We start from the raw sequence: 24,785 nt of genomic DNA, 5'->3' as shown, positions 1-24,785 counted from the left end.
ATATATCCTATTGTTCCTACCTGAATATAGGGTGATTGGAGGAAGGTTCCCGCCAGGGACGACCCCGCAGCCATGCCGTACCGAAGGAGTGTGCCGAAACGATGAGTGATCACCGCACCCTGCTGCTCGCCGTCGACCTGGACGGCGACGGCGCCCATCCGGCCGCGTGGCGCCGTGCGGGCCGAGCGCCCGGCGAGGTCCTGACCTCGACCGCGTTACGCGCCGCCGTGGGCACGGCGCAGGCCGCAGGCTTCACACTGGCCACCTTCACCGACAGCCCGCTGCCGCCGAGCCGTGCGCTGGACGCGGCCGGACGGCTGGAAGCGGGCACCAGGGCGGCTTACTCGGCGCCGCTGACCGACCGCATCGGCCTGGCGCCCACCCTGCACACGACCACCACCGAGCCCTTCCACGTGGCCACCCAGCTGGCCAGCCTCGACCACCTCAGCAAGGGCCGCGCCGCCTGGGTGGTCGGCGCGACCCGCGACGCCGACGACCTGGCGACCATCGGGGCCGAAGGGCTCACCGAGGAGGCGGCGCGCGGCGAGGCGGCCGACGCCGTCGAGGTGGCCAGGCTGCTGTGGGACTCCTGGCAGGACGACGCCGTGATCAAGGACGCCGACAGCGGCCGCTACCTCGACGCCGACCGCGTGCACCACGTGGACTTCGTCGGCGCCACCTTCTCGGTCAAGGGCCCGCTCATCACCCCGCGCCCGCCGCAGGGCCAGATCGTGGTGCTGGCGCCGGCCGCCCTGGAGATCGACGCACGCGCCGACGTCGTGCTCATCGCCGAGCCGGACCCGCAGGCCCTCGCGATCCGCGCCGAGCAGGCCAGGAACGCGGGCGCGCCGCTCGCCTTCGCCGAGATCGAGGTCGTGCTCGACGCAGGCGAGCCCGGCGCCGCGCGCCTGGCCGACCTGGACGCCGCCACCCCGTGGCCCGACACCGGCCGCACCAGGTACGCCGGGGACCCGGCCGGGCTCGTCGACCTGCTGCGCTCCCTCGCGGGCGCCGTCGACGGGGTACGCCTGCACCCGGCCGTGCTCGCCGTCGACCTGCCGGTGCTCGCCGAGCAGGTGCTGCCCGCGCTCGTCTCGGCCGGGCTGTTCCGGGCGCCCGAGCCCGGCGACACGCTGCGTACCTCGCTCGGCCTGTCCCACCCCGCCAACCGCTTCGCCGCCGCGGCGAGCACGACCGCGTGAGGTGAGCATGACCACCACGACACCCGAAGGCCCCGCGGGCGCGCCCTACGACCCGAACGCCCAGGTCCACCTCGGCGTCTTCTACACCGGGGTCGGCCCGCAACTCATCTGGACCGACCCGGACAGCGCGCCGCACGTGGCCGTCGAGACCTTCGTCGACCTGGTACGCCTGCTGGAGCGCGGGCTGTTCGACGCCTTCTTCCTCGGCGAGGGCCTGCGCGTGCGGGAGAACCGCGGTCGCGTCTACGACCTCGACGTCGCGGGCAGGCCCGACGCGATCACCCAGCTGGCCGCGCTGGCCGCAGTGACCGAGCGCATCGGCCTGGTCGCCACCCAGAACACCACCTACAACTTCCCCGCCGACCTCGCCCGCCGCCTGGCCAGCCTCGACCTGCTGTCCGGCGGCAGGGCCGGATGGAACGTCGTCACCACCGACAACGCCTGGACGGGCGAGAACTTCCGCCACGGCGGCTGGCTCGCACACGAACGCCGCTACGAGCGCGCCACCCAGTTCGTGGAGACGGCCAAGCGACTGTGGGCCTCCTGGGAGCCCGAGGCCGTCGCCGCGACCGTCACGGCCAAGTCGTGGGCACGCCCCGGCGCGATCCACGACGTCGACCTGGACACCGACCTGGTACGGCTGCGCGCGCGGGCCACCGTGCCCGCCGGTGGGCAGGGCAGGCCCGTGCTGTTCCAGGCGGGCGACTCCGACGGCGGGCGCGAGCTCGCGGCCAGGCATGCCGACGTCGTGTTCTCGGCCAACACCGACTACGACAGTGCGGTCGCCTACGCCGCAGACCTGCGGGTCAGGCTGGCGCGCAACGGGCGTTCGGCCGACTCCCTGCGCATCCTGCCCGGCGCCTCCGTCGTCCTCGGCGACACGCCGCAGGAGGCACGCGAACGCGCCGAGTGGGTACGCGACCAGCAGATCTCACCCGCCAGGGCGCTCGCCTTCCTTGAGCAGTACTGGGACACCGACCTGTCGGCCTACGACCCGCACGGGCCGCTGCCCGACATCGAGCCGGGCGAAGGCGAGCTCGACCCCTCGCGCGGCACCATCCCCATCGCCCAGCGCACCGGCAAGCTCGCCCGCGTCGCCCAGTGGCGCGAGCAGGCCGAGGCGGAGAACCTGTCGATCGTCCAGCTCGTGCGCAAGGTGACGCCGCAGCACAAGACGTTCGTCGGCACCCCGTCGCAGATCGCCGACGAGTGGGTGCGTTTCGTACGCGACCGGGCGGTCGACGGGTTCAACATCACACCGCACCTGGTGCCGTCGTCGCTGCGGGACATCGTCGACAAGCTGGTGCCCGAACTGCAGGAGCGCGGCGCCTACCGCACCGCGTACGAGGGCACGACGCTGCGCGAGCACCTGGCCCTGCCACCGGTGCCCGCCCTCTGAGGGACCGCGCGGCGCGCCCCCGGTCGGACGGGGACGCGCCGCGCCACCCGGTGGCAACGACGCGTCGCATTTACCCGGTGGCCAGGACGCAGAACTCGTTGCCGTCGGGGTCGAGCATCTCCACGCGTCCGCCGCCGCCCTGGCCGGTGCGCTCGGCGCCCAGGGTGATCAGGCGTTCGACCTCCGCCTCCTGGCCGCCGGGCCGTACGGGGGCCAGGTCGAAGTGCAGGCGGTTGCGGCCGAGCTTCGGCGCCACGGGAGGGCCGCCCCACGTGATCTTGGGACCGCCGTGCGGCGAACGGATCGCGGTCTCCTCGTCCTGGTCCCAGACCAGCGGCCAGCCGAGCGCCTCGCTCCAGAAGTAGCCGACGGCCTGCGTGCCGTCGCTGGCCAGCGCCCCGAGGAATCCGCACTCGGCCAGGAACCTGTTGCCCGGCTCGAGCACGCAGAACTCGTTGCCCTCGGGATCGGCCAGCACCACGTGCGTCGCCTCCGGCCCCTGGCCGATGTCGAGATGGCGCCCGCCGAGGTCGAGCGCCCTGGCCACGGTCGTGGCCTGGTCGTCGAGGGAGGCGCTGGTCAGGTCGAAGTGCGCCTGGTTGGGCCCGGCCTTCTCCGCCGGACTCGGCAGGAACCGCAGCAGGAATCCCGTGTCGTCGCCGGGCTCCAGCGTGACGCCGTCGTGCGGGTCGCCGACCGGCTCCCAGCCGAGCACCCCCGCCCAGAACCGCCCGAGTGCGACGGGATCACCGGCATGGAAACAGAGCGCGACGAGTTGGACAGCCATCTCGCGCCTCCTCTCGGCAGAGTGCGGCAGCGCAGGCAGAGCACGTCCCCCGACGCATGACGCAGGCCACGCTAGCCCGCCGCGCGACCCCGGCGCCAACCCATTTCCCGCCGCCCTCCAGGTGTCCGCTGCCGGACAGCCGAAGTCATTGACTCGTTCCAAAGGCTGCATCGAGCATCGTGTGAGTCGCCGTCGGCCCCGCTTTCCGTGCGCTTTCCGTGCGCGAGTACCAACGAGAGGAAAGTCATGTCGGATCTCTCCCCGACCACTGCCGTGCTGCCCAAGGGCTGGCAGGCTTTCGTCGCCACACCCGACGAGAACACCGCCAAGGTGGTGGCGAAAGCGCTGCAGGAGATGGAGCAGACCGACGCGCTCGCCAGCCTCACGCTCATCGCCGAGACCCTGGCCAAGCGCACGGCGGGCGAACGCAGCTCGATGTCCAGGCTCGTCGTCTCCAGGCTCATGGGCGACCTCGCCCGAGGCTTCGTGAAGTCCACCGCCGCCGTACGGCTGGCGCACCCGACGGGGGAGATGCCCAAGCAGACGCCGCCCAGGCAGAGCGAGAGCATCCTGCACACGCTCGACCTGCTGCCGCCCAAGACGATCAAGCGGCTGGAGCCGGAGACGCCGGGCGGGCGCAGCAGGACGAAGTTCGAGGGGCTCGACCTCGCCGCCGCGGGCAAGGTCACCTTCGACCTGGTCGAGCTGGAGCGGCGCACCGACGACGAGTTCGACGCCACCTCGGTCGGCCACCTGCTGGCCGTACTTGAGCTGCTCGACGTCATCGGCGCCAAGCCCGCCTACTCCATCGGCCGCCGCGTCGAACTCGCGCCCACGGTGAAGGGCACCACGCAGGAGCACCTCGTCGAGCAGATCGGCTTTCGCGCGGCCAAGACCCAGCGACTGGAGAAGACGGGCCTGTCGACCAGCAACCAGCTCGCGGCCACGTACTGGCGTACCAACTTCCGTGACACGTTACAGAGCTTCGTGGACAAGCTGGAGCTGAGCGGGAAGCCGGAGAAGGGCGACCGGCTGGTCAACAGCCCGAGGGTGCTGCGCAAGCTGGAGATGCTGGTCGGCAAGGACGTCGTGGACCGGCTCAAGATCAGGCCGCTCGTCGGCACGTCGGGCGTCAGCGTGCTCATGGGCACCGACAGGTTCACCACGATCATGTGGGACGTCATCCTGGAGGAGCTCGGCGCGACGCCCTCGGCGTACCAGCTGTACGAGCTCATGGACAGCGGCAAGAAGGCGCCGGAGACCGACTTCACCGTCGACGCGCGGGCCGACTTCGTGGCGCTCATCACCTGCAGTCCGTTCTCGCGGCTGCAGGAGCTCGCACGCGGCAAGGGCGAGCTCGCGCCCGTGTGCGCCATGCTCGAACACCTCGTGCTCGGCCTCGCCGACGAGCTCGGCCCCAGCCGCTTCGACACGCTGACCGCCAACGCCCTGGGGTCGATGCGCAGCCTGCTCGACATCGTCGTGGACAACGGCGACAGCCCCTCGGTGGCCATGCGCGCGGTCGACCTCATGGTGGACGAGATCGGCATCGTGGTCGCGGCGGCCACCAACTACACCTGGACCGACTACCGCACGACCATGCGCCAGGTGCTGCTGGAGCGGGCGCCGAGCATCGAGCCGCTGATCGACAAGGAGATCCAGCTCGACAGCCACCTCATGTCCAGCGGCATGGACTCCCTCGGCACCGCCCTGTGGATCGCGCTGTCCTCGCGCGGCCACGACCAGGTCACCCGGCCGACCGAGAAGATCGACTACTTCGAGACCGGGCTGCTGCTCGGCAAGCTCAAGAAGGGCCAGACCTCGTCGCCGCGCGAGGACGTCCTCATCGCCGCGCTGAACCCCAGCACGCCCGTCGAGGCGCCGTCGGCGGGCAAGCTGGTCTCCGACGTCCTTGAGGCGCTGAAGGTCGAACGGACCGACGACCAGCCGTTCGCGCTGATCCTCGACACCACGATCGAGGTCGGGGCCAGGTCCGAAGGCGGCAGGACCCAGCTCGACGTCGTGCTCGGCGGACTGAAGGGGGCGATCGCCGACGGCTCGCTGGAGGTCTTCCTGTGCAAGAGCTTCCAGAAGTACGCCTCGTTCGGCACCGGCAAGGTCGCGGCGGGCGACCTCACGATGCTCTCCCAGAAGGGCAACCTCGCCTCCGCCTTCGCCCGCGCCGAGGCGCTGCTGCAGGACCTCGCCCTCGACCTGGCCCACCACGACGAGGCCCAACTCGTCGTGCACATGCTCAGGCACGGCCACCGCGACGAGCTGAACCTCATGCGCAGCGCCGCGCGCAACGCCAAGTTCGTCGACGAGTTCTGCTGGCCCGTCGACCGCGAGAACCCGCGTCTGGGCACCGCCTATGTCGACGGCATTCCGCTGCTGCTGCGCGGGACGCTCACCGGCACGGTCGACGACCTGTTCAAGACCCTGGTCACGATCGACAGGCGCGACAGCTTCTCCTTCCTGCGCACCTCGTACGTCGGGGGCATTCCCGGGCCGTTCGTACGCATCAACACCGGGCACGAGGCGAAGGAGGCGATGGTCGAGTACTTCTACGCCTTCGGCCACCTGTCGTCCGGGATTCCGCCCGGTGCGACCGAGCCCGGCAAGACGCCCGTCGACCTGGGCTCGCTGTCCCTCGACGCGGTGCGGGAGCACCTGGAGGCGCTCAGCCTGGTCCTGGACAAGGACGACGCCACGCTGGCGCGTTACCGCGACAACATCGTCGCCTCCTACTGCTCCTTCGCCGTGCAGAACCTGCGTCCCAAGGGCACCGCCGTACCCCTGCTCGTGTCGTTCTTCGGCAGGCCGGCCGGGCGCGTGACGATCGAGACGCAGCGTTACCTGGCCAACGAGCTGTACTCGCTGGTGCTGAGCAGGGACATCGCCTCCGACACCGACACGCTCAAGGCGTTGAACCGGGCGGCGGTCGTGCTGCCCGGGTGGGCGTTCAAGGGGATCGCCGGGAAGTTGAAGCTGACCAGGATCGGGGACTCGGAGGAGGCCGTGCGGTTGCGGGAGTTGGTGAATCGGGCGATGGATCTTTGATCGGGTGAGGGGCCCGGGTGCTGTGGGGGGTGCCCGGGGGCTCGCCGGATGGGGGTGTTCGTGATTTGTCGGGATTTATGGGGATATGTGCGTCTTAGTAGTCGTTCTGGGTGATGACGGCGTCAGGGAAGCGTTCCTGGGCGATCTTGGCGTGGGCGGGGCACGACGGTTCGGGCTGGGTGGTGCCCGGCAGTTCGACGAGCATGCGGTGCAGGGCGTCGTTCGTGCACGGCTCGTCGTCCTCGATCTCGGCCGCCCAGCGTCCGCCGTACTCGCCCCTGATCAGCTCGCACACCGTGCCGAACCGGGTGGCCTTGTCGGCGAAGGCGCGTGCCTTCTCCAGAGCGTCGCGCATGTCGCCCAGGTGCCTGCGGGCCGCCGGGTGCAGCAGGCGGTCCTCGTCCGCCGCCATCGCGGCGACCTCGCGCTGCAGGTCGGTCACCGCCTCGACCAGCTCCATCAGGTACAGCCCGGCATCGCCCGAACGCTCGATCGCCTCATAGGCGTCCTCGCGCCGCCTGCCGGGCTCGGCCGGTCTGGCAACGGGCCCGATCCGCCCAGGTACGGCCAGCCTGCGCGACTGCAACGCCAGAGCCGGGCCGAACAGCAGCGGCCGTACCCCATCGGCGTCCGCCTCGCCGGTCGCCACCCGCTCGCCGGGCCCGGCCGGGAGTCCCGCCTCGTTCAGCGGCAGCCGTACCAGGCGAGCGACCACCGCCCAGCCGTCCGCGTCGGCCGGGTCGTGCCCGGGCTCGATCTCCTCCACGTCGATCACCACAGGCGACCCGTCGGGCAACGCCTCCGCTACCGCGACCAACTCCCCGACACTGCCGACGACACATCGCTGCCCATGCTCCACGACGGCCATCATCGCACCCACCCGACCTGCCGGGTCGCGCCGGGCAGGGGTCCGGCGACGTCGAGAGGCGCCGAATACCGCCATTCTTGCCCGCCCTTCTGCCAACTGCGGCCGCACGGCCCGTCGCGTGGCCTCTGGATCGCTAGATTCCGTCCCGGGACGCGGGAACGTGGATGAAGCGGCCAGAGCGGAACACCGACGACCGGCCGTCACGACCGGTCGCCTCCGCCTGACTCGCCCGCATCCCCTCGCGGGACGATGGCGCGTCGCCCCGCACCCCACCGGTCGCCGCCCCACCCGGACGGCAACCGGAGAACCGGTGCCCCTGCCCGTCACGCGAGACGGGCAGGGAGCACCGCCCCGAGCTCACGCCCGTGGACGTGCCCGTTACCTTTTGCTCGTCCCTGATGAGAGTCGGGGAGCCAGATCACCCGGCCCGGCTTGACTGAGCGCCCCTGTCGTTTGGATGATCCGGGGGTGTCACCGGGCCTGGTGGCGTCGGTGGCGCGCGCTAGCCTGTCGCGTATGTCCGAGGTCTTGGAGCGTGTTCTCGACGGAGGCTCGCTCGCCGGTCTCGGTCCTGGTCAGCGACGTGAGGTGGCCCGGGAGCTGCCCGCGCACCTGGCCGCGTGTGAGGGCTTCCCCGCCGGAGGCCGCGACCTGGACCTCGTCCCCCGCTACCGGCTGGCGGGCGCGGCCTGCATGGGCGGCGCGGGGCAAGTGGCGGCCTGGCTCGCCCGGCGCGAGCTGCGTCCCGCCGACCCCGAGGCCGACGCCGCCCGCCTGGTCGCCGTGCTCGGGGACCGCCCGCCGCAGTGGCTGCACGACCTGACCGAGCACCTGGTACGGCGGCTGCGGCCCGGCAGGGGATCGGTCGGGCGGCGTTCGGAGGAACTCGGCGGCTGGCATCTGGTGGCGGCGCTGGTGGCCGATCTCGGCGTGCGTCCGCCGGACGACGACGCGTTCGTGGCCGGATGGGTGGTGCGCACCACGATGCGCCAGCGGCTGAGCGGCGGGCGGCCCGTGCTCGACGACGACCGGCTGCTGGATGTGATGGTGACGCGCTTGTTCCTGGCGCAGGGCGTCGGCGAGGTGCTCGACCGCAACGAGGGCTGGGCGGGCGTGCACACGATCACCGGTGAGCTGATCATCCTGGCCGGGACCGGGCGCGTGTCGCGGGCCCAACTGCTCGCCGGATGCGTGCGCCGCTTCCTCACCGGGGTGGACGCGGCGGGGAGTGCAGGGTTCGTCCGGCTGTGGAGGGGACTGCGGCCCGAGGTGGGGGAGATCCCGGTGACGGCGTTCGTCAGGATGCTGGGCGCGGCCGCCTCACCCGTGGTGGATCTCGCCGTCGAGGAGCTGGAGCGCTCCGGCATCGGCGACGAGCTGTTCGGCGAGGCGGTCTCGGCCCTGGCGTACCGGATGGAGAGCAGGCATGTGGAGAGCGCCGTGCGGTGGGCCGGGGGTGCGCCGGTCGGGCGTGGGGCGCTCGCGCTGCCGGGACTGGCCGGGGCGTTCGCGGTGCGGGCGCCCGGCCTGAGGGAACGGGCCGTGCGGGTGGCGATCAGGCTGGCCCCGCACGCGCCGCAGCCTGCGCGAGACGTCGTGCTCGCGGCGGCGGCGGACCTGCCCGCCGGGTTGAGGGCACAGGTGGTCGCGGCGTACGGGGGCGCTCGGGCCACCCGAACGCCACAGGACGTTCAGGCCACCGGGGCGGGCGGAGCCGGGTAGCCCGCCGCCAGGGCGAGCGCCGCCGCCTCGCCGCGGGAGGCGGCGTTGAGCTTTCTGAGCAGCCGGGCGACGTGGAACTTCACCGTGTGCTCGCTGATGTGCAGCCGGTCGGCGATCAGCCGGTTGCGATGCCCCTGCACCAGATGTTGCAGCACCTGCAGCTCACGCGGGTTGAGGCCGCTCAGCACGCCGGAGTGCGGCATCGGTTTGGCCGCGCCGACGAGCGGCAGCCGTACGGTCACCGAGGTGCCCCAGGCGGGCACGGAGTCCACCTCGAGCGTGCCGCCCAGTGCGGCGATGCGCTCCTTGAGCCGATGGACGGCCAGCGCCTCCGGTGCCAGCAGGCCGGGCCCGTCGTCACGCACCGAGGCGTGCAGCTCGTCGCCCGACACCTCCCAGCCGACGCGTACCCGGCTGACCCCGCCCTGCTCCATCGTGGCCAGCACGACGCCGCGCACGACCGTGCGGATCGTGCGCGCCACACCGGAGGGCAGCAGCCGATCGGGCGCACCGGCCCCGGCGTACTCCAGGACCAGGTCGCTGTAGCGGGAGAACGTGCCGAGCATCTCGCGCAGCCTGCCGAACGCCTCGGCGAACGTCTCCTCGTCCGGCAGGTGCTCGTCGCCGTGCGCGCCCCTGGTCTCGATGAGCGCCGAGACGGCCATGTCGACGGCGATACGCCTGGCGCTCGCGTCGTCGAGGGAACGGGCGCGCAGCACGCCGAGCAGGCCGGTGAGCCCGGCGGCATGCCGTTCGGTCAGCTCGCCCGTGACGCGCAGGCGTTCGCCTCCGGCGCGCAGGGCGTCGTTCATGTCCACGGGCACGGCCTGGGGGAGCAGGTCGACCACGCGGATGGTCGCCAGCTCCCACAGCCGCTCCACCAGCTCAAGCACCGCGGCGCCCGGCGCGGGCGCGTCGTGCGCGACGACGGCGAGCAGCGCACCGGCCGAACCCTTCGGCACCGAGGCCACGGCCAGGACCGTGCGCTGCCCACCGGCCAGCGCGGCCGTGCCGTACCAGGGCCTGCCGACGTCCACCTGGGCCGACAGCGCGGCCATCTCGGCGGCCGTGATCTGCTCGGTCAGCCCTGCCTCGCCCGTCGTCCAGGCGGCCGACTTGGGGCAGTCGCCGGTCAGCATGGCGAGCGCCCGGTGCGGCACGAGCTCGGCCACCGCACGCGACATCGCGGGCAGCACCTCCGGCAGGGAGGCGCACATGATCGCCCTCGCCATCTCCAGAGCGCGCATCGCATCGACAGGTGCCATGCGGGCACGCTATCGAGGACACGCCCGGCACGCACTGCTCGTACGGCCAGGCGGTGCTGCTCTTTCGGCTAGGTCGCGCGGGAGCGGTGTCAGGCCTTGGCCGCCTGCTGGATGCGCACCATGTTGCCCGAAGGGTCGCGGAAGGCGCTGTCGCGCGGGCCCCACGGCTGGTCGATGGGCTCCTGCAGCACCTCGGCGCCGGAGGCGCGCACCTGCTCGAAGGTGGCGTCGACGTCGTCGGTGCTGAACACGACCATCGGCAGGACGCCCTTGGTGAGCAGCTCCTGCAGCGCGTCGCCGTCGGCCTGGGAACGGCCGGCATGCGGGTCGGACAGCACGATCTCCAGGTCGGGCTGGGTGGCGCTGCCGAGTGTGACCCAGCGGTGCTCGCCGGAGGAGACGTCGTTGCGTACGTCGAGGCCGAGGGCGTCGCGGTAGAAGGCGAGCGACTCGTCGACGTCGTTGACGGTGATGTGGCAGTAATGCAGTGCGATGCTCATGACGTCAACGTTAGGCCGGAAGGTCCGCGATCCGCTTCTTCGATCCTGCTCGGCCGATGGCGTGTCGGACGGGTTTGCACCTTCGCCACGCAGGCGGGCATGGCGGCCTCGGCCTCGTGCTCGCGGGCACGGTAGGCGCTCGGCGTCTCACCGGTGATCTCGGTGAAGCGCGAGCTGAAGGAGCCGAGGGAGGTACACCCGACGGCCATGCAGGCGTCGGTGACACTCATCCCCCCGCGCAGCAGCGCCATCGCCCGCTCGATCCGGCGCGTCATCAGATAGCTGTAGGGCGTCTCGCCGTAGGCCGCGCGAAAGCGCCTGGAGAAGTGCGCGGGCGACATCAGCGCGCGTCTGGCCATCGTCGGCACGTCCAGCGGCCGGGCGTAGTCCCTGTCGATCAGATCACGCGCCCTGCGCAGGTGTGCGAGGTTGGCGAGCTCTTCGGGACCCATGCCGCTCACGCTACCACCCACCACCTCTGACCTGCCGGTACGGCTCAGCCGGCTTAGTCGGCGCGGGTGGCGCGGAACGTGCGCCGGTAGCTCACCGGCGAGACGCCGGTGACGCGCTTGAACTGCCGTCTGAGCGTCGTGGCCGTGCCCATGCCGGTGGAGGCGGCGATCGCCTCGATGCCGGCGTCGGTCGACTCCAGCAACTCCTGCGCGCGGCGCACACGCTGGGTCAGCAGCCATTGCAGCGGCGTCTGGCCGGTCACCGCGTGGAACTGCCTGTTGAGGTGGCGCGGGCTGGTGCCTGCCCTGCGGGCCAGGTCGCTGACCGTGAGCGGTTCGTCCAGGCGCTGCCCGGCCCAGGCCAGCACGTGCGAGAGGGTGTGCTCGCCGCTCGCCTGGACCGGCGTGGACACGTACTGCGCCTGCCCGCCCTGCCGGTGCGGCGGCATGACCAGGCGGCGTGCGACGGTGTTGGCGACGGCGGCGCCGTGGTCGAGGTGGACCAGGTGCAGGCACAGGTCGACGGCCGCGGCCTTGCCCGCCGATGTGAGCACGCTGCCGTTGTCGGTGTAGAGCACGTCGGCGTCGACCAGGGCCGCCGGGTGCCTGGCCGCGAGTTCGCCGGTGTGCGCCCAGTGGGTGGTGACGCGCCTGCCGTCCAGCAGTCCGGCCGCGCCGAGCACGAACGCTCCCGTGCACAGCGAGGCGATCCTGGCGCCCGCCTTGTGCGCCGCGCGCACGGCCTCGACGACATCGGGCCGCGGCGCCTCGTCGATGTCGGCGCAGGCCGGGACGATCACGATGTCGGCCTCGGCCAGCCGGTCCAGGCCGTGGGCGGGCTCGACGGTGAAGGGCCCGACCGTGACCGCGCCGGTCCCGCACAGCAGGACGTCGTACCAGCGCCCGGCGGCGCCCTGCGGAGGATTGCCGAATATCTCGCAGGCCACGCCGAGCTCGAAGTGCAGCAGATGCCCGGCGGCCACGACGGCGACTGTTCGCATGTCCGAAAGTGTACGCATGTCGTCGTTTCGGACCATCGCGGGGAGCTCCTCCGACCGGAACACTGAGATCCGACGGCCACACAGGGAGATCGGGCAGACGATGAGCAGAGCGACCGCGGTACTGGTTTACGGCGCGACAGGACACACCGGGCGGTTCGTCGTGGCCGAGTTGCGCAGGCGCGGCTTGACCGTCGTCGCCTCCGGCCGCGACGCGGGCAGGCTGGACGCACTGGCCGCCGAGTGGGGCGACACGGAGGTGCGGGCGGCGAGCACGCAGGACCCGGCCGCACTTGATCGGGCGCTTGAGGGCGTATCGGCCGTGGTCAACTGCGCCGGTCCCTTCGCGGTGACCGCGGGCCCGCTGGTCGAGGCCGCGCTGCGGGCCGGGCTGCCCTACCTCGACGTGGCGGCCGAGATCGAGGCGAACGCCGCCATGTTCGCCGAGCACGGCGAGGCCGCCCGGCGCTCGGGCACGCCCGTGGTGCCCGCGATGGCCTTCTACGGCGGCCTGGGCGACCTGCTGGCGACCGCCGCGATGGGCGACTGGACCGACGCCGACGAGGTGCACATCGCCTACGGCCTGGACAAGTGGCACCCCACCGGCGGCACCCGTACGGCGGGCAGGGTCTCGCACGAGCGCAGGGCCGGAAAGCGGGTCAGGTTCAGGAACGGCGGGCTCGACTACCACGAGGAGGCGCCGGTGCGGCGGAAGTGGGCCTTCCCCGAGCCGCTGGGCACACAGGAGGTGCTGGCCGAGTTCAGCATGGCCGACATCGTCACGGTGCCGAGCCACCTAGACGTGGCCGACGTGCGGACCCACATGACGGTGACGGCCGCCGGTGACCTGGCCTCGCAGGACACGCCCGCGCCCGAGGCGGTCGACGCGCACGGGCGCTCGGACCAGACGTTCGTCGTCGACGTCCTGGTCACGAGGGGCGGCGTCGAGCGCCGTGCCGTCGCGCGCGGCCGTGACATCTACGCGGTCACCGCGCCGCTGGTCGCCGAGGCGGTCGAGCGTGTCCTGGACGGGCGCGTGCGGGTCAGGGGGGCGGCTTCGGCGGGCGCGATGTTCGACGCCGCCGACTTCCTCGCCTCCCTGAGCCCGCACGTGACGGTCGAGCTCCCGGGCTGAGCGGCCGGGCGTCAGGCTCCCACGTACGCGGCCAGGTGCTGGCCGGTGAGGGTGGAACGGTCGGCGACGAGGGCGGCGGGTGTGCCCTCGAAGACGATACGGCCGCCGTCGTGGCCCGCGCCGGGACCCAGGTCGATGATCCAGTCGGCATGCGCCATGATCGCCTGGTGGTGCTCGACCACGATGACCGACTTGCCGGAGTCGACCAGCCGGTCGAGCAGGCCGAGCAGCTGCTCGACATCGGCCAGGTGCAGCCCGGCCGACGGCTCGTCCAGCACGTAGACGCCGCCCTTGTCGGCCATGTGCGTGGCCAGCTTGAGCCGCTGGCGCTCGCCGCCCGACAGCGTGGTCAGCGGCTGGCCCAGGCTCAGGTAGCCGAGCCCGACGTCGGCCAGCCTGGACAGGATGGTGTGCGCGGCGGGGGTGCGGGCCTCGCCCTCGGCGAAGAAGGCCTCGGCCTCGCTGACCGGCATCGCGAGCACCTGGCTGATGTCACGCCCGCCGAGGTGGTACTCCAGCACCGAGGCCTGGAACCTCTTGCCCTCGCACTCCTCGCACGTGGTGGCCACCCCCGCCATGATCGCCAGATCGGTGTAGATGACCCCGGCGCCGTTGCAGGCGGGGCAGGCGCCTTCGGAGTTCGCACTGAACAGTGCGGGCTTGACGCCGTTGGCCTTGGCGAACGCCTTGCGGATCGGGTCGAGCAGCCCGGTGTAGGTGGCGGGGTTGCTGCGCCGCGAGCCCCGGATCGCGCCCTGGTCGACCGACACGACGTCGGCGCCCGCCGGGATCGAGCCGTGCACGAGCGAGCTCTTGCCCGAGCCCGCGACACCGGTCACGACGGTGAGCACGCCGAGCGGGATGTCGACGTCGACGTCGTGCAGGTTGTGCAGCGACGCGCCCCTGATCGCCAGCTTGCCGGTGGAGGAGCGCACCTCGGGCTTGAGCGAGGCCCTGTCGTCGAAGTGCCTGCCGGTGATGGTGCCGCTGGTGCGCAGGCCGTCGACACTGCCCTCGAAGCAGACCGTGCCGCCTCCCGAGCCCGCCTTGGGCCCGAGGTCGACGACGTGGTCGGCGATGGCGATCGTCTCCGGCTTGTGCTCGACGACGAGGACCGTGTTGCCCTTGTCACGCAGGCGCAGCAGCAGGTCGTTCATGCGCTGGATGTCGTGCGGGTGCAGGCCGACGGTGGGCTCGTCGAAGACGTAGGTGACGTCGGTGAGCGAGGAGCCCAGATGGCGGATCATCTTCACGCGCTGCGCCTCGCCGCCCGACAGCGTGCCCGAAGGCCGCTCCAGCGACAGATACCCCAGGCCGATCTCCACGAAGGAGTCGAGCGTGCGGCGCAGGGTGTCGAGCAGCGGCGCGACCGAAGGCTCCTTGAGGGTACGCACCCACTCGGCCAGATCGCTGATCTGCATCCGGCTGGCGTCGGCGATGCCGACCTCGCCGATCTTGGACGACCTGGCCGCCTCGCTCAGCCGGGTGCCCTCGCACTCGGGACACACGGCGAAGGTGACGGCACGCTCGACGAAGGTGCGGATGTGCGACTGCAGCGCCTCCTTGTCCTTCGACAGCATCGACTTCTGGATCTTCGGCACCAGGCCCTCGTAGGTCAGGTTGATGCCATCGATCTTGATCTTGGTCGGCTCCTTGTAGAGCAGGTCGTGCAGCTCGCGCTTGGTGAACTTGCTGATCGGCTTGTCCGGGTCGAAGAAGCCGCAGCCGCCGAAGATACGGCCGTACCAGCCGTCCATGCTGTAACCGGGCACGGTCAGCGCGCCCTCGTTGAGCGACTTGGAGGCGTCGTAGAGCTGGGTCAGGTCGATGTCGGAGACGCGGCCCATGCCCTCGCAGCGCGGGCACATGCCGCCGGTGATGCTGAAGTCGCGCCGCTCCTTGACGTTCTTGCCGTTGCGCTCGAAGGACACCGCGCCCGCGCCGCTGATGGAGGCGACATTGAAGGAGAAGGCCTGCGGCGAGCCGATGTGCGGGACGCCGAGCCTGCTGAACAGGATGCGCAGCATCGCGTTGGCGTCGGTGACGGTGCCGACCGTGGAGCGCGGATTGGGGCCCATGCGCTCCTGGTCGACGATGATCGCCGTGGTCAGCCCTTCGAGCACGTCGACGTCCGGCCTGGCCAGCGACGGCATGAAGCCCTGGACGAACGTGCTGTAGGTCTCGTTGATCAGCCGCTGCGACTCGGCCGCGATCGTGCCGAACACCAGGGAGCTCTTGCCCGAGCCCGACACGCCGGTGAACACCGTCAGCCTGCGCTTGGGGATCTCGACGCTGACGTCCTTGAGGTTGTTCACCCGGGCGCCGTGCACGCGGATGACGTCGAGGCTGTCGGCGACGTGCGGGGCGGGCGACGGCGTGTCCGTCCTGCCGGTCTTGCTCATCGTGTCTCCATCTGTTGGGCCTGGCCGCGTGCCCTTCGCATCTGCCTGGCACGCGGCCTGCCATCGATCTAACCAGCTCCGGGCGGTGGCGCGGGAGTTCGTCGCTCAGCGCCGCTCGTTGAGTCTGATCATGTTGCCCGCCGGGTCGCGGAAGGCGCAGTCGCGCACCCCGTAGGGCTGCTCGGCCGGCTCCTGGACGATCTCGGCGCCGCCGCTCGCCGCGCGCTCGAAGGCGGCGTCGAGGTCGTCGGTGGCCAGCACGATGCCCGCGTAGGTGCCCTTGGCCATCATCTCGTCGATGGTACGGCGCTCGTCGTCGGTGACGCCGGGGTCGGCGACCGGCGGCTGCAGCACGATCGCGGTGTCGGGCTGTCCCGGAGGGCCGACGGTGATCCATCGCATGCCCTCGTAGCCGACGTCGGTGCGCACCTCGAAGCCGAGCAGGTCGCGGTAGAAGGCGACGGAGGCGTCGGGGTCGGTGTGCGGCAGGAAACTCGCCTGGATGGTGATGTCCATGCCGTTCACGCTAGTTGCGCTCAGGTCATCGCCGCTTCTCGAATCCTGATCGGTCTGGTCACCTGCTTGGCGACGCACGTCGGCATCCCGTCGGTCGCGCCCGCGGCCTTCAGCCGGTAGGCGCTCGGCGGCATGCCGACCAGCTCGGTGAAGCGCGTGCTGAAGGAGCCGAGCGAGGAGCAGCCCACGGCGAAGCACACCTCGGTGACGCTTAGGTCGCCCCGCCGCAGCAGCGCCATCGCCCGCTCGATGCGCCGCGTCATCAGATACCCGTAGGGCGACTCGCCGTAGGCCTGCTTGAACGCGCGACTGAGATGCCCGGCAGACATGTGCACACCCCTGGCCAGCGCCGGGACGTCGAGCGGCCTGGCGTACTCCCGGTCGATGCGGTCGCGCACACGACGGAGCAGGGCGAGGTCGCGCAGCTGCTGCGGTGTGGCCATAGCAGTGATGGTACGCCATCGCGTGCCGGTCTCGCGCTTGCCAGGCATGGACGCCACCTTGGCGGGTGTTTGCCAGGTGCCCTGCCTCTTGAGGGTGGAATGTGCGTCTGTATGGTGGAGGCAGTGACGGTGGCGCCCCTGCCGCCGCCGGAGTTCGTCGAGGAGCCCCCTGTTGTCCAGGCTGTTGTCCAGCCGGTGGCGTACGGCCGCCGTCGCGCTCGTTCTCGCCGCCGGGGTGTCCGGCTGCTCCTCGACCGGGCCCGCCGCCTCCGAGGCGCCGGCCACGACCGTGACGGTGTTCGCCGCGGCCTCGCTGACCGGGACGTTCACCGAGCTCGGCAAGGCGTTCGAGGCGGCGCATCCCGGTGTCACGGTGCGCTTCAACTTCGGCTCCAGCGCCACCCTGGCCCAGCAGCTCACGCAGGGCGCGCCCGCCGACGTGTTCGCCTCGGCCAGCCCGGCCACGATGAAGACCGTCACCGACGCCGCCCTGGCCACGGCCCCGGTCACCTTCGTCCGCAACAAGCTCCAGATCGCCGTCCCGCCGGGCAACACGGCGGGCGTCGACGAGCTGAAGGACCTGACCGACCCCAAGGTCAAAGTGGCCCTGTGCGCCGAGCAGGTGCCGTGCGGCGCCGCCGCGGTCAAGGCGCTGGCCGCCGCCGGGCTGGAGGTCACGCCCGTCACCCTCGAACAGGACGTCAAGGCCACCCTCACCAAGGTGGAGCTGGGCGAGGTCGACGCCGCGCTCGTCTACCGCACCGATGTGCTCGCCTCGGCCGGCAAGGTGACCGGCATCGCCTTCCCCGAGGCCGACCAGGCGATCAACGACTATCCGATCGCGACCCTGTCCAAGGCTCCCGCGGCCGGGCAGGCCAAGGCGTTCGTCGACCTGGTGCTGTCGCAGCAGGGCAAGGACGTCCTGGCCAAGGCCGGCTTCGAGACCCCCTGACCGCCATGGGTCTCGCCTCGCACAATGCCATCTGCCTGGGCGGCCCGTGCCACGGCATGCTCACGCACGTCGAGCAGGACATCGGGCTGCTGGCCGTCCCCGTGCCCCGTCGTTCGCCCGACGAGCCGGAGGCGACGGCCCCGTACCTGGTCACACGTGAGCGGGTGCACCACCCCTCGTGCCCGTACCCCTTCGTCGCTCTGCACTGGGCCGAACCGTCCGTGCCCCTGTGCGCGCACGAGCCGTAGGCGCCCGTCGTCCCGCTCCGGCTCCCGGTTCCCGGTTCCATGACGGGGCGTGAACCGTATTCGGTTGATTAACGCCCGGTGAACGGGTGAGCGCTCTACGCTGTTGCGGGCCGGGGTGGCGCGGGCTGTCGGAGGAGGGGCCACGGCCTGCGCCACCCTGATGCCCCGCCGGAGGCGAGAACGCCCGGCGGCCGGGATGCGCGGTGGTCCGCCTGCCCGGCAGGCGTGGGTGAGCCGGGCGGTGCTGCCCTCTCCCGTTCCGGCGTCCTCCTGTCTAAGGTCGACTTCATGGGTTATGCCCTGTTCGCCGGAGTTCCTTGGGAGGGCGTATGACCATCACCCGCGACCTGCTGATCGGCGGCAAGGCCGTGCCCGCCGTGTCGGGGCGTACCGCGCCGGACCTGTCTCCCCTCACCGGCGAGCCCTATGCCGTCGTCGCCGCCGGTGACGCCGAGGACGTCGCGCTGGCGGTGGGCGCGGCCGAGGCGGCGTTCGAGAGCTGGGCGGCGATGAGCCCGTTCGCCCGCAGGACGATCTTCCTCAGGGCGGCCGACCTGCTGCAGGAGCGGTCGGGGCAGATCGCGGAGCTGATGGCGGCCGAGGTGGGCGGCACCCGGCCGTGGGCGGGGTTCAATGTGATGCTCGCCGCGAACATGCTGCGCGAGGCCGCCGCCTCGATCACCGCGCCGCGTGGCTCGGTGCTCGCCGCCCAGGAGGCGGGTGTGCTCGGGCTGGCCGTACGCGAGCCGCTGGGGGTGGTGGCCGCGTTCTCGCCGTGGAACGCGCCCGTCATCCTCGGTGTGCGCTCGGTCGCGGCGGCGCTGGCGGCGGGCAACACCGTCGTGCTGAAGCCGAGCGAGGACGCGCCCATCGCCTGCGGCCTGCTCGTCGCCGACGTGCTGCACGAGGCCGGGCTGCCCGCCGGGGTGCTCAATGTCGTCACCAACGACCCCGCCGACGCGGCCGGGGTCGCCGAGGCGCTCATCGCCGATCCCCGCGTACGCGCGGTGAACTTCACCGGCTCGACCGAGGTCGGCCGCGTCATCGGCACGCACGCCGCCGCCCACCTCAAGCCGGCCCTGCTGGAACTCGGCGGCAAGAACGCCATCATCGTCCTGGACGACGCCGATCTGGAGCACGCGGTGAACGCGGCGGCGTTCGGTGTGTTCATGAACGCCGGGCAGATCTGCATGTCGGGCGACCGGGTGCTGGTGCACGCCTCGCTGGCCGCCGAGTTCACCCGCAGGTTCGTCGAGAAGGTGGCGGCGCTGCCGTCGGGCGACCCCGCGGACCCCTCGACCGTCATCGGGCCGCTGATCAGCGCCAAGGCCGCCGGACGCGTCGCCGCCCTGGTCAGGGATGCCGTCGCCAAGGGCGCCGAGGTGCTGACCGGCGGCGGCGAGCCCGACGGCGCCCTGCATCAGGCCACCGTACTGCGAGGCGTGCCCGAGGAGGCCGACCTGCACCACGCCGAGGCGTTCGGGCCGCTGTGCGTGATCGCGTCCTTCGCCACCGACGACGAGGCCGTCGCCCTGGCCAACGACACCGAGCACGGTCTGACCGCCGGGATCATCACCGAGAACGGCACGCACGGCCTCGGCCTGGCCCGCCGCCTCAGGACCGGCATCGTGCACATCAACGACCAGTCGGTGGGCGACGAACCGCAGGCCCCCTTCGGCGGGTTCGGCGCCTCGGGCCACGGCCGGTTCGGCGGGCGCTGGGCCGCCGACGCCTTCACCAACACCCGCTGGGTCACCCTGGCCACCCAGCAGGCGCACTACCCGTTCTGACCGAGCACGCCCTCCTGCAGCAGGTCGGCGGCGACCACGGCGTAGGCCAGCGTGGTGGCGTCCAGCTCGGCCTCGCCGCCTTCGTCGAGCGCCGCCCCGATGAGCGCCAGGCTCGCGGCGAACGAGCGCAGGACGAACTCCTCGAAGCTCTCCCGTACGGCCTGGCCCTCGTCCTCACGGTCCCAGGCCGCCCGCGCCGAGGCCGCCAGGTCGCCGGGCAGCCGTACGGCGGTGCGGACGAGCCTGTCGTGCACGGCGAGCCCGATGGCGGCCAGGACATGGGCGTCGGCCCGGTAGGCGTCGTGTGTCATCGCTCTGCCCCTCGCTGCGCACCGGCGGATCGCCCGCCTTCGAGGTCCATGCCCGCCGCCTGCCCGGGGCTATGACCATGACCGGGCAAAGACCCGGCGCTAGGAGATCTTGCGACGGTAGGTCATCATGGCGAAGCCGTAGGCGACGACCAGGAGGGCGAGGCACCAGCCGAGCGTGACCCAGATGCCGGAGCCGACCGGCTGCCCGGCGAGCAGGTCGCGGATGGCGTTGACGATCGAGGTGACCGGCTGGTGCTCGGCGAAGGCGCGCACCGGGCCGGGCATGGTGTCGGTCGGCACGAACGCCGAGCTGATGAACGGCAGGAACATCAGCGGATAGGAGAACGCGCTCGCCCCGTCGGGCGTCTGCGCGGTGAGGCCGGGAATGACCGCGATCCACGTCAGTGCCAGCGTGAACAGCAGCAGGATGCCCGCCACCGCCAGCCACGCCCCGATGCCCGCACTCGACCTGAACCCCATGAGCACCGCGACGAGCACGACGACCACGAGCGAGATGGCGTTGGCGACCATCGAGGTCAGCACGTGCGCCCACAGCACCGACGAGCGTGCGATCGGCATGGACTGGAAGCGTTCGAAGATGCCGCTCTTCATGTCGAGGAAGAGCCTGAAGGCCGTGTACGCGATGCCGGAGGCGACCGTGATGAGCAGGATGCCGGGCAGCAGGTAGGTCACATAGGACTCCGACCCGGTCTTGATCGCCCCGCCGAAGACGTAGACGAACAGCAGCAGGAACATGATCGGCATGATCGTCGTCGTGATGATCGTGTCCATGCTGCGCGAGATGTGGCGAAGGGAGCGCCCCAGCAGGGCGCTGGTGTCGGCGAAGAAGTGTGTCGTCATGGTCGTTCCTCAGGCGTCGGCGCGGGGGTCTGAGCCGACGAGCGCGAGGAACACGTCCTCAAGGGTCGGCTGCTTCTCGACGTACTCCACCTGGGCGGGCGGGAGCAGTCGCTTGAGCTCGGCGAGGGTGCCGTTCACGATGATGCGGCCCTGGTGCAGGATGGCGATCCGGTCGGCGAGCTGCTCGGCCTCGTCGAGGTACTGAGTGGTGAGCAGCACGGTCGTGCCCTGGTCGGCGAGCGCCCTGACGGCCTGCCAGACCTCGATGCGCGCCTGGGGGTCGAGCCCGGTCGTCGGCTCGTCGAGGAAGATGAGCGGCGGGTCGCCGACCAGGCTCATCGCGATGTCGAGGCGGCGTCGCATACCGCCCGAGTACGTCGACACCTTGCGCGCTCCGGCCTCGGTCAGCGAGAAGCGGGCGAGCAGGTCGTCGGCGACGGCCGCGGGGTTCCTGAGGTGACGCAGCCTGGCGACCAGCGTGAGGTTCTCCCTGCCGGTGAGGATCTCGTCGACGGCGGCGAACTGCCCGGTGAGGCTGATCGACTCGCGTACCTTCGCCGCCTGGGTGGCGACGTCGAAGCCGTTGACGCCCGCCGTGCCGCCGTCGGCCTTGAGCAGGGTGGACAGGATCTTCACGACGGTGGTCTTGCCCGCGCCGTTGGAGCCGAGCAGGGCGAAGATACTGCCCCGTGCCACGTCGAAGTCGACGCCGCGCAGCACCTGGAGGTCTTTGTAGGCCTTGTGCAGGCCGTGCACCTGGATGGCCGGTCCGCCGGCCTGGGTGGGGGTCATGCGGGGGTCCGTTCTGCTGCTGGTCACGGCGTGCCGGGGCCGATGACGCGGTTGATGGTGGTGTTGAGCCGTTCGCGTTCCTTGCCGATCCACTGGCCTTCGGGGTAGTTGCGCAGGAACGCGTCGGCGAACTCGACGGGCTCGTCCCCGACGACGTCGCGCAGCGGGATGCCGTCGGCGGCGCTCTGCTCGAAGAGGTCGGCCAGGTCGTCCAGCATCGCCAGCAGGCTGTCGGCCTGGCCGGGCCCGAAGTGCAGCATGAAGCGCTGCAACGCCTCGACGGCCGTGCGGTAGTCGGGGGGAAGCCGCTCGACGCGTGCCTTGAAACGCCGGTAGCGCCTCTTGTCCTCGATCGGCCCCACGAGCAGGTCGAGGTAGTGCCGGTAGCGGCTCCTCGGCTCGGCCGGGTCGTGTTCGGTCATGATGGTCCTCCTCCTTGTTCCTGTGCCTGGTGGAGCTGCTGGAGTCGTTCGGAAAGGAAGCTCCAGGTCGCCCAGAACTCGTCGAGGTGGGCCAGCCCCTGGGCGTTGAGCGAGTACACCTTGCGGGGCGGGCCCTTCTCGGAGGGCACCTTCTGCACGTCGACGAACCCGCGCTGCTCGATCCGGACGAGCAGCGCGTAGACCGTGCCTTCGGCGATGTCGGCGAAGCCCTGCTCGCGCAGCGACGCGGTGATCTCGTAGCCGTATGCGGCCCGGATGGCCAGGATCGCCAGGACAATGCCCTCCAGCGTTCCCTTGAGCATCTCCGTCATCTGTTTGCCCACGGAACGCCTCCTACTTAGCGTTGTTGACTACTGGTACATAGTAACACTGAATACCGTGCCGGCAAGAGGCGTGCGGGTCAGGCGGCGTCGAGGGCCTGGGTGATCTTGCGGGCCATGTCGACGAGCGTGGGGCTGGGGGTGCCCTCGTGGATGCGGGACGCGGCGTCCAGCGCGACGGTGATCGTGGTGCGGAAGTCGTCGGCGCATGCCGTGTCCTGGGCGTTGAGCAGCCGCATCGAGGCGGTGAGCGCGGGCAGGACCTGGTCGGCCAGATCGGCGGTGGTCCTGCCGTACTTGATGCCCTTGGGCGCCTTGGCCAGGACGTGGCCGATCGGGCCGGTCGCGGAGGTGAGGGCGATGGAGCCCTCGGTGGCGACCTTGTGCGCCGAGCCCGCCGCACCCGCGGCGGACATGAGGGAGACCGAGCCCCAGGCGGCGACGCGGAGGGTGAGCTTGTCCTGGTCGGTGAGGGTGAGGGTCATGATGGGGTTCTCCGGGTGAAGAGGTGAATGTCGCTTACGGGAGTAACTTTCACCGAACGCCCTGATACCGCCCTGTCGCCGTGCTGACACGCCCGCTGACATCGTGCCCGCGGCTACCCGCGCATGCGCCCCAGCGCCGTGCCGAGCGCGGCGCCGCCCAGCGCCCCGGCCGCCCACACCACCGCCATGGCCAGCAGGAAGTCGGGCCGCACCACGTCCAGGACGGCGGCCTGCCAGCTGGGAGGCACGGCGTCACCGGTGCTCAGGTACCCGGCCCTGCGCTCGGCCCAGACGATCGCCTCCGGGATGCCGACCGCGAGCACCGCCACCAGGGCGACGGGCCCGGCCAGTACGGCGACGCGTATCCCCGCGCCGAACGAGCGCTCCCGCCACGCCGTGCCGAGCGCCGCGCCCAGCAGCAGCGCGCTCGGCACCGCCGTCATGAAGCCGAGCACGCCGCCCCTGTCGTGGGCCAGCGACCAGCGGGAGGCGGCCAGCAGCCCGCCCGCCACGATCACGCCCACCAGCGCCGCCTGCCACCAGGCCCCGGCCGGCCTGCCCGAGCGCAGCGCGGCCCAGGCCCCGCCGAGCGCGAACCTGCGGCGCTCGTCGGGCGGGTCGACGGCCGCGAGCTCGGCCCGCAGCGCCAGCCCCCACGCCGAACGCCCGGCGGGCAGATCGGCGACGGCCAGGTCGACCAGCAGCTGCCACCCGTCACGCACGGACCGCGTGCGAGGGGCGCTCCCGCGACGTGAGGCGAGCGCGGCGCCGAGCACCGGCCACGGCAGCGCCCACAGCAGGGCGACCAGGAACATCTCGACCGGCCCCAGCAGCACCACCCCACCCAGCATCACCACCGGCGGCAACCGGTCCGGCTCGGCCAGATAAACCGCCCGCAACGGCAGGTGTACGGCAAGCACCCCCACGACGAGGGCGCCGAGGGCGAGCTCTCCCGCGACCGCCCCCGCGCCGAACCCCCGCACCCGCGCGACCAGCGCCGAACCGAACGCGACGACCGCCGCGCACCCGACGACCGCGAGCAGGGCCAGCAGCAACGCGGCAGGCGTGGACGAGGAACCGTCGGACTCCAGCGCCGCGCCGAGATGGACACGCTCGGCCACCGCGCCGATCCCCGCCGCGACCACCGCGACGACGAGCAGCGCACCCGGCACCGGCCACCCGACGCCACCCCGCACCCCGTCGACCACTCCCACACGCCCCCGGCGCACGGCCGAACCGAGACGGATCGCGACAACCGCGATCGCGAGCAGCGGCGCCGGTGCCAGCACCGCGACGATCATCAGCGATTCGAGCATCACTGCCCTCCGGACGGCGGGGGAGCGGGATCCGTCAGGCGGGTCCCGGCGAGAGGCGGGCGGGGCCGGGAGCGGGCGAGCGCTGGGCCGCCGCGGCGGTGAGGGAGGCGGCCAGTTCGGCGCCTTCGGGGGAGAGCCGGTACAGATGCCTGGCCGGCCTGCCGCGCGGGGGATCGACCTCCCAGGACGTCTCCACCTGCCCGCGCTCGGTGAGCCGGATGAGGATCGGGTAGACCGTCCCCGCCTTCAGCCCGAGTGTGCGGCACAGGTCGTAGCCGTGGCTCCATCCGGCGCCGGTCCCGGCGAGGGCGACGAGCACGGCGACGGTCTGCGGTGACGGACGGCGCGCACGGACCATGAACCGAATATCTACCTAGATAGAGTTATGCGCAACCCCTGTTCGGAAGGCCGCTAATAAATCTACTTTGTAAAGGCGCTGCCCGCGATACAAGATCGGCAAAGCACAGCGGACTGAAGACTCAACACCGACGAACATGGGACTTTCGCCTCTGACGCCC

Annotated in this window: 25 protein-coding genes; 8 read left to right on the top strand and 17 right to left on the bottom strand. The window is 71.6% G+C overall.

All coding sequences use genetic code 11. The features are described 5' to 3' along the window. Nucleotides 1–101: 101 nt before the first annotated feature. Together ACTWNK_RS23975 and ACTWNK_RS23970 are read left to right on the top strand one after the other, a co-directional pair. Nucleotides 102–1,202: an LLM class flavin-dependent oxidoreductase gene (locus tag ACTWNK_RS23975; RefSeq protein WP_474306715.1), complete on the top strand. Its 1,101-nt coding sequence runs from the start codon at nucleotides 102–104 to the stop codon at nucleotides 1,200–1,202. A 7-nt stretch (nucleotides 1,203–1,209) separates the two neighbouring features. After that, on the top strand, nucleotides 1,210–2,601 hold the full coding sequence (locus ACTWNK_RS23970; RefSeq protein ID WP_474306714.1) for an NtaA/DmoA family FMN-dependent monooxygenase: 1,392 nt from the start codon (nucleotides 1,210–1,212) through the stop codon (nucleotides 2,599–2,601). 70 nt (nucleotides 2,602–2,671) lie between these two features. Here ACTWNK_RS23970 and ACTWNK_RS23965 read toward each other — a convergent pair whose 3' ends face one another. Next, on the bottom strand, nucleotides 2,672–3,388 hold the full coding sequence (locus ACTWNK_RS23965) for a VOC family protein (protein ID WP_474306713.1): 717 nt from the start codon (nucleotides 3,386–3,388) through the stop codon (nucleotides 2,672–2,674). Between the two features lie 246 nt (nucleotides 3,389–3,634). Here ACTWNK_RS23965 and ACTWNK_RS23960 point away from each other — a divergent pair, with 246 nt between their 5' ends. Further along, nucleotides 3,635–6,448, top strand: coding sequence for a hypothetical protein (locus ACTWNK_RS23960; protein ID WP_474306712.1), 2,814 nt, complete (start codon nucleotides 3,635–3,637; stop codon nucleotides 6,446–6,448). Nucleotides 6,449–6,542: 94 nt separating this feature from the next. Here the strand turns inward: ACTWNK_RS23960 and ACTWNK_RS23955 are convergent, their stop codons facing one another. After that, on the bottom strand, nucleotides 6,543–7,319 hold the full coding sequence (locus ACTWNK_RS23955) for a hypothetical protein (RefSeq protein ID WP_474306711.1): 777 nt from the start codon (nucleotides 7,317–7,319) through the stop codon (nucleotides 6,543–6,545). 513 nt (nucleotides 7,320–7,832) lie between these two features. Between ACTWNK_RS23955 and ACTWNK_RS23950 the strand changes: the two genes are divergently transcribed. Then, nucleotides 7,833–9,038, top strand: coding sequence for a hypothetical protein (locus ACTWNK_RS23950; RefSeq protein WP_474306710.1), 1,206 nt, complete (start codon nucleotides 7,833–7,835; stop codon nucleotides 9,036–9,038). Here the strand turns inward: ACTWNK_RS23950 and ACTWNK_RS23945 are convergent. The 4 genes from ACTWNK_RS23945 to ACTWNK_RS23930 all read right to left on the bottom strand — a co-directional run bounded on the left by ACTWNK_RS23945 (nucleotide 9,008) and on the right by ACTWNK_RS23930 (nucleotide 12,256). Next, complete coding sequence (locus tag ACTWNK_RS23945; RefSeq protein WP_474306709.1) at nucleotides 9,008–10,303, bottom strand: helix-turn-helix transcriptional regulator; 1,296 nt, start codon at nucleotides 10,301–10,303, stop codon at nucleotides 9,008–9,010. The genes ACTWNK_RS23950 and ACTWNK_RS23945 overlap by 31 nt on opposite strands. Before the next feature lie 89 nt (nucleotides 10,304–10,392). Beyond that, nucleotides 10,393–10,803, bottom strand: a complete 411-nt coding sequence (locus tag ACTWNK_RS23940) for a VOC family protein (RefSeq protein ID WP_474306708.1) — start codon at nucleotides 10,801–10,803, stop codon at nucleotides 10,393–10,395. Further along, nucleotides 10,800–11,255 carry a helix-turn-helix transcriptional regulator gene (locus ACTWNK_RS23935; RefSeq protein ID WP_474306707.1) on the bottom strand — a complete coding sequence of 152 codons (456 nt, stop codon included), beginning with the start codon at nucleotides 11,253–11,255 and terminating at the stop codon, nucleotides 10,800–10,802. The genes ACTWNK_RS23940 and ACTWNK_RS23935 overlap by 4 nt, the downstream gene beginning before the upstream one ends. Before the next feature lie 53 nt (nucleotides 11,256–11,308). Beyond that, nucleotides 11,309–12,256 carry a helix-turn-helix domain-containing protein gene (locus ACTWNK_RS23930; RefSeq protein WP_474306706.1) on the bottom strand — a complete coding sequence of 316 codons (948 nt, stop codon included), beginning with the start codon at nucleotides 12,254–12,256 and terminating at the stop codon, nucleotides 11,309–11,311. Between the two features lie 100 nt (nucleotides 12,257–12,356). Here ACTWNK_RS23930 and ACTWNK_RS23925 point away from each other — a divergent pair, with 100 nt between their 5' ends. Then, nucleotides 12,357–13,388: a saccharopine dehydrogenase family protein gene (locus tag ACTWNK_RS23925; protein ID WP_474306705.1), complete on the top strand. Its 1,032-nt coding sequence runs from the start codon at nucleotides 12,357–12,359 to the stop codon at nucleotides 13,386–13,388. An 11-nt stretch (nucleotides 13,389–13,399) separates the two neighbouring features. Here the strand turns inward: ACTWNK_RS23925 and ACTWNK_RS23920 are convergent, their stop codons facing one another. From ACTWNK_RS23920 to ACTWNK_RS23910, 3 genes are all read right to left on the bottom strand, one after another. Beyond that, nucleotides 13,400–15,790: an ATP-binding cassette domain-containing protein gene (locus tag ACTWNK_RS23920; RefSeq protein ID WP_474306704.1), complete on the bottom strand. Its 2,391-nt coding sequence runs from the start codon at nucleotides 15,788–15,790 to the stop codon at nucleotides 13,400–13,402. Nucleotides 15,791–15,895: 105 nt separating this feature from the next. Further along, entirely contained in the window at nucleotides 15,896–16,306 is a 411-nt protein-coding gene (locus tag ACTWNK_RS23915; protein WP_474306703.1) for a VOC family protein, read from the bottom strand. Nucleotides 16,307–16,326: 20 nt separating this feature from the next. Beyond that, on the bottom strand, nucleotides 16,327–16,749 hold the full coding sequence (locus ACTWNK_RS23910; protein ID WP_474310969.1) for a helix-turn-helix transcriptional regulator: 423 nt from the start codon (nucleotides 16,747–16,749) through the stop codon (nucleotides 16,327–16,329). Nucleotides 16,750–16,921: 172 nt separating this feature from the next. Here ACTWNK_RS23910 and modA point away from each other — a divergent pair, with 172 nt between their 5' ends. From modA to ACTWNK_RS23895, 3 genes are all read left to right on the top strand, one after another. Continuing rightward, nucleotides 16,922–17,701 carry a molybdate ABC transporter substrate-binding protein gene (gene modA, locus ACTWNK_RS23905; RefSeq protein ID WP_474306702.1) on the top strand — a complete coding sequence of 260 codons (780 nt, stop codon included), beginning with the start codon at nucleotides 16,922–16,924 and terminating at the stop codon, nucleotides 17,699–17,701. Between the two features lie 5 nt (nucleotides 17,702–17,706). Then, complete coding sequence (locus ACTWNK_RS23900) at nucleotides 17,707–17,949, top strand: hypothetical protein (RefSeq protein WP_474306701.1); 243 nt, start codon at nucleotides 17,707–17,709, stop codon at nucleotides 17,947–17,949. Nucleotides 17,950–18,278: 329 nt separating this feature from the next. Continuing rightward, nucleotides 18,279–19,739 carry an aldehyde dehydrogenase family protein gene (locus ACTWNK_RS23895; RefSeq protein ID WP_474306700.1) on the top strand — a complete coding sequence of 487 codons (1,461 nt, stop codon included), beginning with the start codon at nucleotides 18,279–18,281 and terminating at the stop codon, nucleotides 19,737–19,739. Here the strand turns inward: ACTWNK_RS23895 and ACTWNK_RS23890 are convergent. The 8 genes from ACTWNK_RS23890 to ACTWNK_RS23855 form a co-directional block, all read right to left on the bottom strand. After that, nucleotides 19,727–20,050, bottom strand: coding sequence for a hypothetical protein (locus ACTWNK_RS23890; RefSeq protein WP_474306699.1), 324 nt, complete (start codon nucleotides 20,048–20,050; stop codon nucleotides 19,727–19,729). The two genes, ACTWNK_RS23895 and ACTWNK_RS23890, sit on opposite strands and share 13 nt — an antisense overlap. 99 nt (nucleotides 20,051–20,149) lie before the next feature. Next, entirely contained in the window at nucleotides 20,150–20,911 is a 762-nt protein-coding gene (locus ACTWNK_RS23885; RefSeq protein WP_474306698.1) for an ABC transporter permease, read from the bottom strand. A 9-nt stretch (nucleotides 20,912–20,920) separates the two neighbouring features. Then, a complete protein-coding gene (locus ACTWNK_RS23880) occupies nucleotides 20,921–21,703 on the bottom strand; it encodes an ABC transporter ATP-binding protein (protein WP_474306697.1) in 783 nt (260 codons plus the stop codon). 23 nt (nucleotides 21,704–21,726) lie between these two features. Further along, nucleotides 21,727–22,125 (bottom strand): DUF1048 domain-containing protein, encoded by a 399-nt coding sequence (locus ACTWNK_RS23875; protein ID WP_474306696.1) that lies wholly within the window; start codon nucleotides 22,123–22,125, stop codon nucleotides 21,727–21,729. Further along, on the bottom strand, nucleotides 22,122–22,469 hold the full coding sequence (locus ACTWNK_RS23870; RefSeq protein ID WP_474306695.1) for a PadR family transcriptional regulator: 348 nt from the start codon (nucleotides 22,467–22,469) through the stop codon (nucleotides 22,122–22,124). The genes ACTWNK_RS23875 and ACTWNK_RS23870 overlap by 4 nt, the downstream gene beginning before the upstream one ends. 77 nt (nucleotides 22,470–22,546) lie before the next feature. After that, on the bottom strand, nucleotides 22,547–22,951 hold the full coding sequence (locus ACTWNK_RS23865; RefSeq protein WP_474306694.1) for a hypothetical protein: 405 nt from the start codon (nucleotides 22,949–22,951) through the stop codon (nucleotides 22,547–22,549). 113 nt (nucleotides 22,952–23,064) lie between these two features. Continuing rightward, nucleotides 23,065–24,267 carry a hypothetical protein gene (locus tag ACTWNK_RS23860; protein WP_474306693.1) on the bottom strand — a complete coding sequence of 401 codons (1,203 nt, stop codon included), beginning with the start codon at nucleotides 24,265–24,267 and terminating at the stop codon, nucleotides 23,065–23,067. 34 nt (nucleotides 24,268–24,301) lie between these two features. Continuing rightward, nucleotides 24,302–24,625, bottom strand: coding sequence for a PadR family transcriptional regulator (locus tag ACTWNK_RS23855; protein WP_474306692.1), 324 nt, complete (start codon nucleotides 24,623–24,625; stop codon nucleotides 24,302–24,304). Nucleotides 24,626–24,785: the final 160 nt, after the last annotated feature.

The organism is Nonomuraea sp. IBHARD001 (genome assembly GCF_056106265.1).
Note: the sequence above shows the minus strand (reverse complement) of the source record. Positions and strands in the feature narration are given on the sequence as shown.